This is a genomic window from Rosenbergiella metrosideri (assembly GCF_022602565.1).
GTDB classification, from domain to species: Bacteria; Pseudomonadota; Gammaproteobacteria; order Enterobacterales; family Enterobacteriaceae; genus Rosenbergiella; species Rosenbergiella metrosideri.
Genome location: NZ_JALBCV010000010.1, coordinates 1 through 14,944 on the forward strand (window position 1 = coordinate 1; position 14,944 = coordinate 14,944).

The window sequence follows — 14,944 nt, forward strand, 5'->3', positions numbered from 1 at the left end:
TATCTCGCTTTGCCGTGTCAGTGGATGCGCATTATAGGGAGTTCCGCTCAGAGCGCAAGGGATTATTTAAAAAAAATCATCGGTTGCTGGAGATTCATGCAATCCGCTCAATATTTGTAAGATTTTCGAGCTTTTCAAACCGATATTGACGTAAAACGGGTAAAAGTAATGCTGATTTATCATCCTCGAGTGTACTAAAAGCGATATTCGAAGATTGCGAAAGGGTGGGGATAGTGAAATCTTTGAGTAAGAATACCGCTCGACGAGCGACTGCGATCCCCGAATCCACGAAAATTGTCTCACTTGGAAAGACTTGCTGAAGCTCCTCCTTTAATAGAGGGAAGTGCGTACACCCTAAAATGATCGTGTCAGGAATCTTGGCTAACCTTAACCAATCCATTACCGCTGCCCTGATTTCGTTCAAGCTCACATCTTGTCGCTGTAGTTTGCGCTCTGCTAATTCCACCAGAGAAGATGCACCTAACATCTCAATCTGACAGTCGGTCGCAAATTGTTTGATTAATTCGTAGGTGTATTCCCTTCGTATTGTCCCCTGCGTCGCTAATAAGCCCACTACCCCATTACGTGTCAGTTGCGCTGCAGGTTTTATTGCTGGCACTACACCTATAACTGGAAAACTAAATGTATCCCGAAGTCGAGGTAAAGTTATAGTACTGGCCGTGTTACAAGCAATAACCGCAAGATTGATCGGATACCTATCCGCCATCTGCTGCGTAATCTGTACGACCCGTTCGATAATGAATGACTCCTCTTTAGTACCATAAGGAAAGCCTGCATTATCGAAAACATAGAGATATCGAGCTGTCGGTAATAGTTTCGCTATTTCGTCATAAACCGAAAGCCCGCCGACTCCAGAGTCAAGAATTAAGATTGTTGGCGCTTCCTCGCCCTGAGACGAACTCATTTCTGAAGGATATTGAATCGGTATAACCATTATTTTCTCATACGCCTCTGATTATAGTGGCGATGATACCACTCTCGGCGGGGTTAACTCAGCAACGGATCACGATAGAAGCTGGACATCGTGTAGAGAATCCCTACAATTCTCCGCTGATCAGGCTATTCTATAGGTTCAATTTATGACTCCGGAACATCTTCCCATAACACAATACGATTCACAGCTTACTGAAAAGCATCAACGTCTCAGCGAGCTATTATCGTCCTATCACCATCCTGAGATAGAAGTCTTCCGTTCACCTGTGAGTCATTACCGTATGCGTGCAGAATTTCGCCTTTGGCACGAAGGCGACGATTTGTACCATATCATGTTCGACCAAGCGACAAAGTCACGCATACCGGTTACGCAGTTCCCTGCGGCGAGTGAATTAATCAATCAGCTGATGCCAATCATGATTGAGGCACTCAAGCAGGAGCAAGTCCTTCGTCATAAAATCTTCCAAATCGATTATCTTACCACCTTAAGTGGTGAAGCTTTAGTCACACTACTCTATCACCGACCATTGAATGATGAATGGATCGCCGCCGCTAAAACATTGCGAGATCGGTTACGGCAGATGGGGTTCACTATCGACATCATAGGTCGAGCGACAAAGACAAAAATCGTCCTAGATAAAGACTATATAGAAGAAGCACTCACCGTAAATGGCGAAACGCTGGTTTATCGACAAGTTGAGAACAGCTTCACGCAGCCTAATGCAGCAATCAATATTTCCATGCTTGAATGGGCGCAATCTATCACTCAAAACGCGACAGGCGATCTATTAGAACTCTATTGTGGGAATGGTAATTTCTCGATTGCACTAGCGAAAAATTTCGATCGGGTGCTCGCCACAGAGATAGCGAAACCTTCTGTGGAGTCCGCACAATATAATATTAGCGCCAACAATATCGATAATTTACAGATTATCCGGATGTCTGCAGAAGAGTTTACACAAGCGATGCAAGGCGTTAGAGAGTTTAACCGCCTCAAAGGCATTGATTTGAAGGCTTACAATTGTGAGACCATTTTTGTCGATCCCCCTCGCAGCGGACTCGACGAGCAAACGCTAAAAATGGTACAGCAATATCCGCGTATCCTTTATATATCCTGTAATCCGGAAACACTTTGCGAAAATCTGTCATTACTTTCTGACACACACGCGATCTCTCGCGTGGCATTGTTCGATCAATTCCCCTATACCCATCACATGGAATCTGGCGTTCTACTCACATTGCGTTAGTGTTATAGAACCCTATTTACGAATAGGGTTCACCTCTTCATGCCCTTCACTATGCAACGCTAACCGTTCTTGTTCGCGGCGGTACCAATAGTAAGCCCCTTTCGAAATCATCCTAAGTTGTAATACTAGCCGCTCTTCAAGTAGACGCCTATGGGCCAAGTCAATATCCAACGCCTCAGCACCAGCACTAAAAACGATAGTAACCATCGCTTCTGCCTGGGCTTCTGTAAAGCTTCGAGGCATATGATTTTCAAGTTCAAGATAATCTGCCAATTCCGCAATGAAATGCTGAATCTCTCGAGCAACCGCGGCACGAAATGCAGAAGAGGTTCCAGATCGCTCGCGTAATAGAAGCCTGAAGGCATTCGGATTATTGCCGATAAACTCCATAAAGGTCGAGACCGAGGTTCGAATAATACTCCCGCCCTTGGCTATACGCTGGCGTGCTTGGCGCATCAGTTGACGAAGCATCAGACCGCTTTCATCAACCATCGTCAGCCCTAATTCATCCACATCTTTAAAATGTCGATAGAAAGAGGTTGGGGCGATCCCTGCCTCACGAGCGACCTCGCGTAGACTTAAGCTAGCAAAACTTCGTTCAGCACTGAGCTGGCTAAAAGCAGCCTCAACCAATGCACGTCTTGTACGTTCTTTTTGCTGCGCTCTAACGCCCATGACTTCTGCCTTTTTATCTTTCATGATAAGACTATACCAAAGTTTGAGCGTACAGCGGGGGAAACATTATTACGCTCTGTTACTTAAATTTTTGTGCAGAAATGCGGAAAATTGGTTTTACCATTTAGCTAATATCGTGAAGATGTTAGAATCAAGTTGTAAAAATGTATAGAGAAATAGGACATATGGGTATGAAACAGTCTTACGATTACGACGCCATTGTCATTGGTTCTGGACCTGGTGGTGAAGGTGCCGCAATGGGCCTCGTTAAACAAGGTGCTCACATTGCTGTTATTGAACGCTATCACAATATCGGTGGTGGTTGTACGCACTGGGGGACGATTCCCTCTAAAGCTTTACGTCACGCAGTTAGCCGTATCATCGAGTTCAATTTGAACCCCCTATACAGCGACCATACTCGCCTACTCCGTTCTTCATTCGCCGACATTCTCAAACATACTGAGAACGTAATTCAGCAACAAACCAATATGCGCCAAGGTTTTTATGAAAGAAACCATTGCGCGTTATTCCAAGGCGATGCACGCTTTATTGATGCTCATACGCTTGAACTCACAACCCACGATGGCTCTATAGAAATATTAACTGCAGAAAAATTCGTCATTGCCTGCGGTTCACGCCCTTACCACCCAGATAATATCGATTTTACACATCCACGAGTCTACGATTCTGATTCCATCTTAGATTTAAAACACGAACCAAGCCATGTCATTATTTATGGTGCTGGAGTAATTGGATGCGAATATGCCTCGATTTTCCGTGGATTGGGGGTAAAAGTTGATCTCATCAACACCCGTGATCGCCTGCTGGCATTCTTGGACCAAGAAATGTCGGATTCGCTCTCCTACCACTTCTGGAATAATGGCGTAGTGATCCGCCACAATGAAGAATTTGAGAAGGTCGAAGGCGTTGAGGATGGCGTAATTATGCACCTCAAATCTGGCAAAAAAATGAAAGCCGACTGCTTATTGTTTGCTAATGGTAGGACGGGGAACACCGATTCTCTCTCATTGGAGAATGCGGGTCTCGAAGCCGATGGTCGTGGCTTATTAAAAGTCAATAATATGTACCAAACCAGCCAGCCTCATATCTTTGCTGTGGGTGATGTGATTGGTTATCCAAGTCTAGCTTCTGCAGCCTATGATCAGGGGCGTATTGCAGCTCAAGCTATCATTAAAGGCGAGGCGACAGCACATCTGGTCGAAGATATCCCAACGGGGATCTACACCATCCCGGAGATCAGTTCGATTGGGAAAACAGAGCAACAGCTGACGGCAATGAAGGTGCCTTACGAGGTGGGTCGCGCTCAATTTAAACATCTTGCCCGAGCACAAATTGTAGGGATGAATGTCGGTAGCTTAAAAATCCTTTTCCATCGTGAAACGAAGGAAATTTTAGGGATACATTGCTTCGGTGAAAGGGCCGCTGAAATTATTCATATTGGCCAAGCCATTATGGAACAGAAAAATGGTGGGAATACTATAGAGTACTTCGTGAATACCACCTTTAACTATCCAACAATGGCCGAGGCCTATCGCGTGGCCGCGCTAAACGGTTTAAATAGACTGTTTTAGTACATCTGCCGGTAAAGCGTACATATGTGCGCTTATCGCCTCTGCGAGTTGCTCATAGCGGCTACGCAGAGGTGACCCTGGTCGATAAATCAATGCGACTGTCCGTTGCGGCACCGGCGATTCACATCCAATATAACAGACACCATCTCTTTCTCTCTCCGTCGGCACAGATAGCGCAGGCATCAAGGTTACGCCGCTACCCGCTGCAACCATATTACGCAACGTCTCAAGACTCGTCGCACGGAAATGCGTATCTTCATCAGCTCCAGCTTGGAAACAGAATCCCATCGCTTGATCCCGTAAACAATGACCGTCTTCTAGCATCAGTAACTTTTCACCAGAAAGATCACCCATCGGTATGGTTTGTCGCTGGCACCATGGATGATCACTGTAAACCGCTAATTTCATTGGCTCGTCAAATAAAGGCACTTCAATAAAAGCCTCAGACTCCTTAACCAACGCCATAATGGCACAGTCTAATTTACCACTGTCGAGCTGAGCGAGTAGCTGATGAGTTTGTGCTTCATGGAGGTACATCTCAAGTTTAGGAAAACTTTTATGAAGCATAGGAATAATATGTGGCAATAAATACGGCCCGACCGTGGGGATTAAGCCAATATGCAAAGGTCCCGACATGGTTTCACCCTGTTGGCTCGCCATCTCCTTGAGGATTTTGACTTCCCGCAAAACTGTACGCGCTTGGTCAACAAGAAGTAAACCGGCTTGCGTGAAGAGAACTTTGCGGCTAGTTCTTTCCAGTAGCATGACGCCTAACTCATCTTCAAGTTTACGTATCTGTCCACTTAAGGTGGGTTGGCTGACATGACAAGCGTCGGCCGCTCGTCTAAAATGACGATGTTCTGCGAGCGAAACAAGATATTCCAGATCACGGATATTCATTAATCCCCTTCCTTCATGATAGGTCGTAACGATAGGTAGCATAGCAACGAACGATTAGCCCTATCAAGGAATGTCTCATATTATTAACTCATCAAACAGTTAACCTATATCAAATAGTGGAGTAAAACATGCCATTAGAGAATCAAGAAGGTAAAAACGTCCCGCAAGTAACGTTCCATACACGTCAGGGTGACAAGTGGGTCGATCTGACCACCGATGATTTATTCAAAAATAAAACTGTCATTGTTTTCTCTTTACCTGGCGCATTCACGCCAACCTGTTCTTCAAGCCATTTGCCACGTTACAACGAGCTGCATAGTGTATTCGCAGCACACGGCGTTGATGAGATCTTATGTGTTTCCGTTAACGATACTTTCGTGATGAATGCATGGAAACAAGATCAACACGCCGAAAAAATTACATTTATCCCAGATGGCAACGGTGACTTCAGCCGTGGCATGGGAATGTTGGTCGGTAAAGATGATTTAGGCTTTGGTGAGCGTTCATGGCGCTATTCTATGCTAGTACGCGATGGAAAAATCGAGAAGATGTTCATCGAACCAGACCAACCGGGCGACCCGTTTGAAGTCTCTGACGCTGATACCATGCTGAAATACTTGGCACCAGACCATAAATTACAAGAGTCTGTGTCAATTATTACTAAGCCAGGTTGTCCTTTCTGTGCAAAAGCGAAACAGCTGTTGCAAGACAAAGGTCTTCAATATGAAGAGTTGGTCTTGGGCCAAGATGCGACCACGGTTAGCTTACGCGCTATCACGGGCCGTTCTACCGTTCCACAAGTCTTTATCGGAGGCCGCCACATCGGGGGTAGCGACGATTTAGAGAAGCACTTTGCTGTATAAAATATTATAAGAAGAAAGTGCCACACCAGGGTAGCGGACGAATTTTCGTCCGCTTTTTTTTTACGCTAAACGAATACGTGCTTGTTCAATTGCAAAAGTGACTTGCTCACGGGCTACGCCGCCTTTGGCATTACGCTTATCGAGACAAGACTCAAGCGATAAGAGTGGATAGACGTCTTCTTCAATCGTATCGCTAAACTGTTTAAAATGATCCAACGATAACTGCTCAAGAGGAATACCTTGTTTGATGGCCGCTACCACGACTTCCCCCACAATATGGTGAGCCTCACGGAAAGGTACGCCCTTAGCAACCAGATAGTCCGCCAGCTCCGTAGAGTTAGCATAGCCTTGTTCTGCCGCTTCTTTGCAACGTGCGGAGTTAAGTTGAATATCTTCTAAGACTAAGCAGCTCATGTGCAGACACTCTAACCAAGTATCTAACGCATCAAATAGCCCTTCTTTGTCTTCTTGCATATCTTTATTGTAAGCCAGAGGCAATCCTTTAAGCGTCATCATCATACCCGTTAGAGCGCCCTGAACACGGCCACACTTACCGCGAATGAGCTCTAGCGCATCGGGATTCTTCTTTTGTGGCATTAAGGATGAGCCAGAAGTGACTTTATCGGATAGCTCAATAAAACCCGCCTCACCCGAGTTAAAGAAAATCATATCTTCAGCGAAGCGTGATAAGTGCATCATACTAATGGAGGCATGGCTCATTAACTCCAACGCGTGGTCACGGTCAGAGACTGAATCAAGGCTATTACGCGTTGCACTGGCGAAACCTAACCATTCAGCCAATTGGTCACGATCAATAGGGTACGCTGTTCCAGCCAATGCACCACACCCTAGAGGGCTAACATCAAGGCGCTTTAAAGCATCCTCTAAACGGCTTTCATCACGGGCTAACATTTCGGTGTAAGCTAAACACCAGTGGGCAAAGGTGATAGGTTGAGCGCGTTGTAAATGAGTGTAGCCTGGCATCACTACGTCTTGATGCGCAGAGGCCGTTTCGACTAGTGCGCGTTGAATTGCGCGGACCGCAGTGATTAATTCATTGACCTGAAACTTACACCATAGTTTTAAATCGGTCGCCACTTGGTCATTACGGCTGCGGCCAGTGTGCAGTTTTTTTCCTAAATCACCGACCTTCTCGATGAGTTTTCCTTCAACCCAACTGTGGATATCTTCTGCATCACTTTCCAGAATCTGCATGGGGTTGTCGCGCACTTCAGCCAGCAATTCAGTCAACGCTTGCTCTAGACGTTGTTGCTCCTCACCAGTCAAAACATTGACGGTGACAAGGGCTTTAGACCACGCTACCGAGCCAGTAATATCTTGCTCAGCCAAACGGTAGTCAAAACGTAATGAGTCGTTGAAATGTTTAAACCGCTGATCGGCTGCCTGAGTGAACCGTCCGCCCCACAATGCCATGGTAACTCTCCTAAAAAATAGATAAGGAGGTGGCACTACGGCCACCTAAAGACTTATTGTTGTTTTAATGCCCGGATACGAGAAGACAGCGAGTAAAGACGGATAAATCCTTCCGCATGGCTGTGATCATAAACTTCATCTTCGCCAAAGGTCGCAAACTCTTCAGAATAGAGGCTATTGTCAGATTTCTTTTTAATTGCCGTGGCGTGCCCTTTATAAAGACGAATAACCACTTCACCATTCAGCTCTTCCGCTAAGGATTCAGCAGAGGCTTGCAGCGCTTTACGGATTGGAGTGAACCAGCGTCCGTCATAGACGACATAAGACATTTCCAAACCAAGCTGCTCGCGCCATTTGAAGCTATCACGGTCTAAAACCAATTGTTCAACGGCACGTAAGGCATTGACCATAATGGTGCCGCCTGGGGTTTCATAGCAACCACGTGATTTCATACCGACTAAACGGTTTTCAACGATATCAATTCTTCCCACGCCATGTTTGGCACCCAGAACATTCAGTTTTTCTAACGCTTGGAACGGGCTTAGTCTTTCACCATTAACCGCGACGACTTTGCCTTTCTCGACCGTCAGGGTAACTTCTTCAGGTTGCTCTGGTGCTTCTAATGGGTCGACTGTCCAAACCCAGCAATCTTGGTTTGCAGCATTGGCAGGACTCTCTAATACGCCACCTTCAGTGGAGATATGCCACGCGTTTTCATCACGGCTATAAATTTTTTCCAAACTGGCAGTAGTAGGGATATCACGCTGTTTGAGGTAATCCAAGAGAGCTTCACGAGAACGTAGATCCCACTCACGCCAAGGTGCAATCACTTTCAGTTGCGGTGCTAAGGCTGCGTAAGTGCTCTCAAAACGGACTTGGTCATTACCTTTACCAGTCGCGCCATGGCACAGTGCATCGGCGCCTACTTTCAGCGCCACTTCAACCTGAGCCTTGGCGATAATCGGACGCGCCATAGAGGTTCCCAGTAAGTATGTCCCTTCATACAGTGCCCCTGTTTGTAGGACTGGATAGACATATTCACGGATAAACTCTTCACGTAAATCAACGACGTGGCACTCGCTGGCACCAGACTGCATCGCCTTTTTCTCTACGCCTTCTAAATCAGCAGGATCTTGGCCAACGTTGGCAACAAATGCGACAACTTCACAGCCATAATTTTCTTTTAACCACGGGATAATCGCCGAAGTATCAAGACCACCTGAATACGCTAAAACAATTTTATTAATATTTTGAGTTTGCATTATAGATCCTTGAAAATATTCTTTAAATTACGCAACAATCCGCGTACCAATGGCTAAGCCATTAAATAAGTCTGGCAGTTTTTCAGCATGTCGCCAGCTAGCAATGTCGACCGGTCTGTTTAAGGTCCGCGCAGCATCTAATGCCGCATTCACTTTCACGATCATGCCATCAGTAATAATGCCCTGATCAATCAACGTTTCCGCCATTTGTGCCGACATTTGATCGATTTTTTGTCCTTTACCGTCCAAAATCCCACTCACATCGGACAGAAGAATCAAATCGGCACCTAAAGCTGCTGCCAACGCCGTCGCCGCTTGGTCTGCATTAACATTCATCAGCTGCCCCCCATCAGTAATACCGATAGAACTGATAATTGGCAAATATTCAGCCGCTAAAAGTGTATTTAACAGTGCCGGATTTCCAGCAGAAGCCTTACCTACATGGCCAAGAGATTCATCTAATTGCGTGACTTCGGTGATACTGCCATCCCCCAACGATAGCCCAACGGCTGAAATACCGTATTTTTTGGCCCACGCTAACAAAGTCTTATTCGCCGTTCCCGCTAAAGCACCGGTGATGATATCGATCTGATCAGCCGGAGTGACGCGTAATCCATTCTTTTTTTTCACCGGGAGATTCAGCTGACTCATAAGCTCATCGACTAAGCAGCCTCCACCATGAACAATAACCAATGGGCGTTGATGTTGCATGCGATATTGCTGTAGTGCGTCAAAGAGCCTAGACAGGGCTTCTTCGCTGTCTAACAGAACACCACCTAGCTTAATAATTAATGGATTTTCCATAATCAATGACTCTTCTTAAAGTAAGGAAAGGGTGGATGAAAAGTTAAACCGAATATTTAAGCATTGCACTGCTTGGGAAGCCGCCCCTTTCAATAGATTATCTTCAACACTGACCAAAATGAGATGCTGGCCCTCTATGGCAAAGCCGATATCACAATAAGGTAGGCCAACGACCGATTTCAGCGCTGGCACGCCCTCATCATAAATTCTGACTAAAGGCTGACTATCATAAGCTTGATGGAAGATAGCCAAAATCTCTTCGCGAGTGAGTGTTTGTGTTAGCTTACAAGTGATCGTTTCAGAGATGCCCCGAGGAAAATCGCCCAAATGAGGAGTAAAGATAACTTGCGTACCAAGGTGTGTCGCAATCTCAGGTTGGTGCCGATGGGTAAAAATACCATAGGGTTGTAAGCTGACTTCACACAGACTCGTTTTAAGGGAAGCCTTACGTCCAGCACCACTAACACCGCTCGTCGCATTAATGACTGGCCAAAAATCGGTATTTAATAACTGGCGATCTAGTAAAGGTTTTAGCGCTAATTGGGCCGCTGTGGGATAACAGCCGGGGACCGCGATGAGCTGTGCAGTCTGAATTTTTTCAGCCTGCCACTCGGCCAAGCCATAAACCGCCTTCGCTAACCAGTCTGTATGTTGGTGAGTAAATCCGTAATAACGGGTATAAAACTCTGGATCATTAACCCGATAAGCACCGGAAAGATCGAAGACAGTACAACCCGCATTGAGAAAAATAGGGGCTAAATCATGGCTGACTTCATGGGCGGTAGCTAAAAAGACAACATCATGTTTTTCCGCCAACGCCTGCGGATCAGTCATCCCGTGTAACGCGATATCAAGTCGGCCTTTGAGTTGCGGATAAAGATCTGATAATAATTTACCTGCATCTTCACTTTTCGCAGACACTGCCACAGTGGCAAGGTTAACTTCAGGGTGACGATTCAAGTAGGTTGCCAGTTCCGCACCGGCATATCCGCTAGCGCCAACAATCAATGCATTTAACATGAGTAAAGACCTTTCTGAGCTCTCATAAACAGGTGCGGGTTAAGTGTCTACTTTCCCTTGAATCGTGAATAAATCGTTGTCATCTCGACAGTTAATAATGTATTTTTATTCACATAATTTGCATGATTATTTGTACATCCTAATCAAAGGAGCGTCAACAGTGAATAACAAATTACCGCCATTTATTGAACTTTATCGTCAATTAATTGGTACGCCTTCCATCAGCGGTACAGAATCTGTACTGGATCAGAGTAACGAGCCACTTATTACTTTACTCGCGGGTTGGTTCGAAAATTTAGGCTTTCAGGTGGAACTTCAGCCGGTACCGAATACGCGTAATAAATTCAATTTATTGGCGAAGTATGGTCAAGGCTCTGGTGGTCTGCTCTTGGCTGGGCATACTGATACGGTGCCCTACGATGAAGGACGGTGGACACAAGATCCTTTTACCCTAACGGAGCGCGATAACCGTTTATATGGGTTAGGAACCGCAGATATGAAAGGTTTTTTTGCTTTTATTCTCGCGGCATTGACTGAAATAGACTTGAGTAAACTTACTAAACCACTCTACATCCTGGCCACAGCAGATGAAGAGACGACGATGGCCGGAGCGAGTTACTTTGCGCAATCAACCTCTATCCGTCCAGATTGTGCCATTATCGGGGAGCCCACCTCACTGCAACCCGTCCGAGCGCATAAAGGACACCTTTCGAAAGCAATTCGTATTGAGGGTCACTCCGGCCACTCCAGTGATCCAGAAAACGGGATCAACGCGATCGAGCTCATGCATGATTCGATTACGGAATTACAAGGGTTACGCCGCCAGCTTAAAGAGCGCTTCAACCACGATGGATTTGTTATCCCTTATCCAACGATGAACTTCGGAAAAATCTCCGGTGGTGATGCACCGAATAGAATTTGTGCCTGTTGTGAGTTACATATGGATATACGGCCGCTACCAGGGCTCTCTCTTCCCGACCTTCACGACTTACTCGCACAAGCACTGGCACCGATCAGCGAGCAGTGGCCGGGACGTTTAACCATCACTGACTTACACCCTCCTATTCCTGGTTATGAATGCCCAGTTCATCATCCAATGGTGGCATTAATCGAAAAAGTGTTGGGTACTGAAACTGAAATTGTGAATTACTGTACCGAAGCACCTTTTATTCAACAGCTTTGCCCAACCTTAGTACTGGGGCCTGGTTCGATTGAGCAGGCACATCAACCTGATGAGTACCTTGACACAAAATTTATCGAGCCGACCGATCAGCTGCTGAAAAAATTAATTCATCATTTTTGCTAAGCGAGAGATCGGGGCACCTCTTCAAGAGAGAGATTAAAAATCTTTATGGAGATAGCAAACTCAACACAATTCGCTTTTAAAGCGCTTATTGGGCATCAATACGATATGTTTTGAAGTCACCGCACACTTTTCTGACATTTGACGTTCATTCCGTTACATGGCTAGATAGGTATACAGAAAACCAATAACAATAATTGATGGGCAGACAACAGCTAAGGGGTTAACGCGTCACATGAACGAACAATATTCAGCTATGCGTAGTAACGTGAGTATGCTTGGAAAACTTCTTGGCGATACGATTAAAAACGCCCTAGGCGATGAAATCTTAGAGCGTGTTGAATCAATTAGAAAATTATCGAAAGGTTCACGTTCTGGCAGCGAGGAAGATCGTGAAGCCTTGCTTACCACTTTACAGAATTTGTCAAACGATGAGCTGCTCCCTGTTGCCCGAGCTTTCAGCCAGTTTCTCAACTTAACCAACGTTGCAGAGCAGTATCAAACGGTTTCACACCAATCTCCAGGTGAAAGTCCGCCGGAAGTGCTACAAGCCACCTTCCAGCGCTTGAAAAAAATCGAAAATATTTCTGAAAAAGATATTTGTCAGGCTATTGAAGAACTTTCTATTGAGCTGGTACTCACGGCACACCCGACCGAAATTACCCGCCGGACACTGATTCATAAACTAGTCGAAGTGAATAACTGTCTTGAACGTCTCGATCATAATGACTTAACAGAGTACGAAACGTCGAAAATTATGCGTCGTCTCCGCCAGCTCGTGGAGCAAGCGTGGTACACCGATGAAATACGTAAACAACGGCCAACCCCTATCGATGAAGCAAAATGGGGATTTGCGGTCGTTGAAAATAGTTTATGGGAAGGTGTTCCTGCTTTTTTACGTGAACTCAATGAACAGGTTCATGCCACCTTTGGTATCACACTGCCAGTGGATTTCGTACCGGTAAAATTTACCTCTTGGATGGGGGGAGATCGTGATGGTAACCCTAACGTCACCGCGACAGTCACCCGCCAGGCAATCCGTCTGAGCCGTTGGAAAGCCGCGGATCTCTTCATAAAAGATATGACGGTGCTCATTTCTGAGCTATCAATGTCGAACTGCGACGACGTCGTTAAGGCGATGTGTCAGGATCCAGACATTCAAGAACCTTACCGCTTTGTCCTGAAGCAGTTAAGAACACGACTCATTTCTACTCAAAACTATCTAGAATTACGCTTAAAAGGTGAAGAGACCACCCCGCCTAAAGACATTATCGTCAGTAACGAACAACTTTGGACCCCTCTGTATGCACTCTACGAGTCGCTACAAAAAAGTGGGATGGGGATTATTGCCAATGGCCATCTTCTCGATACCTTACGCCGTGTTAAGTGTTTTGGTGTACCACTGGTGCGTATTGATTTACGCCAAGAGAGCACTCGCCATACCGAGGCCATCTCTGAAATTACCGGCTACTTAGGGCTGGGAGATTATGAAAGTTGGTCAGAAGCTGATAAACAAGCCTTCTTAATTCGTGAGCTCTCTTCTCCTCGTCCGCTGCTACCTCGTCATTGGCAACCGAGTGAAGCAACACAAGAAGTACTGGATACCTGCCAAGTCGCGGCTGAAGTTCCACAAGGCTCGATTGCGGCCTACGTCATCTCTATGGCGAGAACGCCTTCCGATGTATTAGCCGTACATCTTCTTCTTAAAGAAGCGGGCATCCACTATGCGCTTCCTGTTGCGCCGTTGTTTGAAACCCTGGATGACTTGAATAACGCTGATAGCGTTATGACGCAATTACTCAGTATTGATTGGTATCGTGGCTTTATTCAAGGCAAACAGATGGTCATGATCGGCTATTCTGATTCCGCTAAAGATGCCGGTGTAATGGCTGCCTCTTGGGCACAGTACCAAGCCCAAGACGCACTGATTAAGACTTGTAACAAAGCGGGAATCGCTTTAACTTTGTTTCACGGCCGCGGTGGTTCAATTGGACGTGGTGGCGCGCCCGCCCATGCTGCCTTATTGTCACAACCACCTGGTAGCTTGAAAGGTGGGCTTCGTGTCACCGAACAAGGCGAGATGATTCGCTTCAAATATGGTTTACCAGAAATCACGATTGCAAGTTTAACTCTCTATACCAGTGCAATTTTGGAAGCGAACCTGCTTCCACCGCCAGAGCCTAAAGCCGAATGGCGTGAGGTGATGAAGCAACTCTCGGCAGACTCCTGTGATATGTATCGCGGATATATCCGTGAAAATAAGGATTTTGTGCCTTATTTCCGCTCCGCTACGCCAGAGCAAGAACTGGGTAAATTACCTTTAGGATCTCGCCCAGCGAAACGCCGTCCAACCGGTGGCGTTGAGTCATTACGCGCCATTCCTTGGATTTTTGCCTGGACGCAGAATCGCTTAATGCTTCCTGCATGGTTAGGAGCTGGTGCAGCATTAAATAATGCGATTGATCAGGGCCAACAGAAGAGTTTAGAAGAGATGTGTCGTGATTGGCCTTTCTTCTCAACACGTATCGGTATGTTAGAAATGGTATTTGCCAAAGCCGATCTTTGGCTGGCTGAATATTACGACCAACGCTTAGTGGACCCAACCCTTTGGTCATTAGGAAAGCAGCTTCGCGAACAACTCGCAGAAGATATTAAAACTGTGTTAACCATCGCTAATGATGCACACCTAATGGCTGATCATCCATGGATTGCTGAATCCATTGCGTTACGTAATGTCTATACCGATCCGCTTAACGTACTACAGGCCGAGTTGTTGCATCGCGCTCGTCAAGCTGAAGCAAACAACCTACCGACAGACCCTAATGTTGAGCAAGCATTAATGGTCACTATAGCTGGCGTTGCGGCAGGGATGCGTAACACAGGCTAAATC

General features: G+C 46.0%; 12 protein-coding genes. 5 read left to right on the plus strand and 7 right to left on the minus strand.

Going from position 1 to position 14,944, the window contains the following annotated elements; genetic code table 11:
• Positions 1-94 precede the first annotated feature (94 nt).
• A complete protein-coding gene (gene murI / locus MKR94_RS10715; protein WP_241646891.1) occupies positions 95-955 on the minus strand; it encodes a glutamate racemase in 861 nt (286 codons plus the stop codon).
• Positions 956-1,100: 145 nt separating this feature from the next.
• On the opposite strand from murI, the gene trmA reads away from it, so the two are divergent.
• Complete coding sequence (gene trmA, locus MKR94_RS10720) at positions 1,101-2,201, plus strand: tRNA (uridine(54)-C5)-methyltransferase TrmA (RefSeq protein WP_241646892.1); 1,101 nt, start codon at positions 1,101-1,103, stop codon at positions 2,199-2,201.
• Positions 2,202-2,213: 12 nt separating this feature from the next.
• Here the strand turns inward: trmA and fabR are convergent, their stop codons facing one another.
• Positions 2,214-2,876, minus strand: coding sequence for an HTH-type transcriptional repressor FabR (gene fabR, locus MKR94_RS10725; RefSeq protein ID WP_241646972.1), 663 nt, complete (start codon positions 2,874-2,876; stop codon positions 2,214-2,216).
• A 191-nt stretch (positions 2,877-3,067) separates the two neighbouring features.
• Here fabR and sthA point away from each other — a divergent pair, with 191 nt between their 5' ends.
• Entirely contained in the window at positions 3,068-4,468 is a 1,401-nt protein-coding gene (gene sthA / locus MKR94_RS10730; RefSeq protein ID WP_241646893.1) for a Si-specific NAD(P)(+) transhydrogenase, read from the plus strand.
• On the opposite strand, the gene oxyR is transcribed toward sthA, so the two are convergent.
• Positions 4,451-5,368, minus strand: coding sequence for a DNA-binding transcriptional regulator OxyR (oxyR, locus tag MKR94_RS10735; RefSeq protein ID WP_241646894.1), 918 nt, complete (start codon positions 5,366-5,368; stop codon positions 4,451-4,453). The two genes, sthA and oxyR, sit on opposite strands and share 18 nt — an antisense overlap.
• A gap of 128 nt (positions 5,369-5,496) precedes the next feature.
• Here oxyR and MKR94_RS10740 point away from each other — a divergent pair, with 128 nt between their 5' ends.
• On the plus strand, positions 5,497-6,231 hold the full coding sequence (locus MKR94_RS10740; protein ID WP_048912969.1) for a glutathione peroxidase: 735 nt from the start codon (positions 5,497-5,499) through the stop codon (positions 6,229-6,231).
• 60 nt (positions 6,232-6,291) lie between these two features.
• On the opposite strand, the gene argH is transcribed toward MKR94_RS10740, so the two are convergent.
• From argH to argC, 4 genes are read right to left on the minus strand one after another with little or no spacing between them, the layout of a single operon-like run.
• The gene (gene argH, locus MKR94_RS10745; RefSeq protein ID WP_241646895.1) at positions 6,292-7,665 is read right to left on the minus strand and encodes an argininosuccinate lyase; all 1,374 of its coding nucleotides are present in this window, start codon (positions 7,663-7,665) and stop codon (positions 6,292-6,294) included.
• A 53-nt stretch (positions 7,666-7,718) separates the two neighbouring features.
• Entirely contained in the window at positions 7,719-8,927 is a 1,209-nt protein-coding gene (locus MKR94_RS10750) for an argininosuccinate synthase (RefSeq protein ID WP_241646896.1), read from the minus strand.
• A 27-nt stretch (positions 8,928-8,954) separates the two neighbouring features.
• Entirely contained in the window at positions 8,955-9,731 is a 777-nt protein-coding gene (argB, locus tag MKR94_RS10755; RefSeq protein ID WP_241646897.1) for an acetylglutamate kinase, read from the minus strand.
• Positions 9,732-9,746: 15 nt separating this feature from the next.
• Positions 9,747-10,751 carry an N-acetyl-gamma-glutamyl-phosphate reductase gene (gene argC / locus MKR94_RS10760; protein ID WP_241646898.1) on the minus strand — a complete coding sequence of 335 codons (1,005 nt, stop codon included), beginning with the start codon at positions 10,749-10,751 and terminating at the stop codon, positions 9,747-9,749.
• A gap of 160 nt (positions 10,752-10,911) precedes the next feature.
• On the opposite strand from argC, the gene argE reads away from it, so the two are divergent.
• Positions 10,912-12,057 carry an acetylornithine deacetylase gene (gene argE, locus MKR94_RS10765; protein ID WP_241591523.1) on the plus strand — a complete coding sequence of 382 codons (1,146 nt, stop codon included), beginning with the start codon at positions 10,912-10,914 and terminating at the stop codon, positions 12,055-12,057.
• A 232-nt stretch (positions 12,058-12,289) separates the two neighbouring features.
• Positions 12,290-14,941: a phosphoenolpyruvate carboxylase gene (ppc, locus tag MKR94_RS10770; protein ID WP_241646899.1), complete on the plus strand. Its 2,652-nt coding sequence runs from the start codon at positions 12,290-12,292 to the stop codon at positions 14,939-14,941.
• The last annotated feature ends 3 nt before the right edge of the window (positions 14,942-14,944 follow it).

Bases quoted from the DNA above. Each gene is read 5' to 3' on its own strand.
- murI (WP_241646891.1), bottom strand. From the start codon at position 955: ATGGTTATACCGATTCAATATCCTTCAGAAATGAGTTCGTCTCAGGGC.
- trmA (WP_241646892.1), top strand. From the start codon at position 1,101: ATGACTCCGGAACATCTTCCCATAACACAATACGATTCACAGCTTACT.
- fabR (WP_241646972.1), bottom strand. From the start codon at position 2,876: ATGGGCGTTAGAGCGCAGCAAAAAGAACGTACAAGACGTGCATTGGTT.
- sthA (WP_241646893.1), top strand. From the start codon at position 3,068: ATGAAACAGTCTTACGATTACGACGCCATTGTCATTGGTTCTGGACCT.
- oxyR (WP_241646894.1), bottom strand. From the start codon at position 5,368: ATGAATATCCGTGATCTGGAATATCTTGTTTCGCTCGCAGAACATCGT.
- MKR94_RS10740 (WP_048912969.1), top strand. From the start codon at position 5,497: ATGCCATTAGAGAATCAAGAAGGTAAAAACGTCCCGCAAGTAACGTTC.
- argH (WP_241646895.1), bottom strand. From the start codon at position 7,665: ATGGCATTGTGGGGCGGACGGTTCACTCAGGCAGCCGATCAGCGGTTT.
- MKR94_RS10750 (WP_241646896.1), bottom strand. From the start codon at position 8,927: ATGCAAACTCAAAATATTAATAAAATTGTTTTAGCGTATTCAGGTGGT.
- argB (WP_241646897.1), bottom strand. From the start codon at position 9,731: ATGGAAAATCCATTAATTATTAAGCTAGGTGGTGTTCTGTTAGACAGC.
- argC (WP_241646898.1), bottom strand. From the start codon at position 10,751: ATGTTAAATGCATTGATTGTTGGCGCTAGCGGATATGCCGGTGCGGAA.
- ppc (WP_241646899.1), top strand. From the start codon at position 12,290: ATGAACGAACAATATTCAGCTATGCGTAGTAACGTGAGTATGCTTGGA.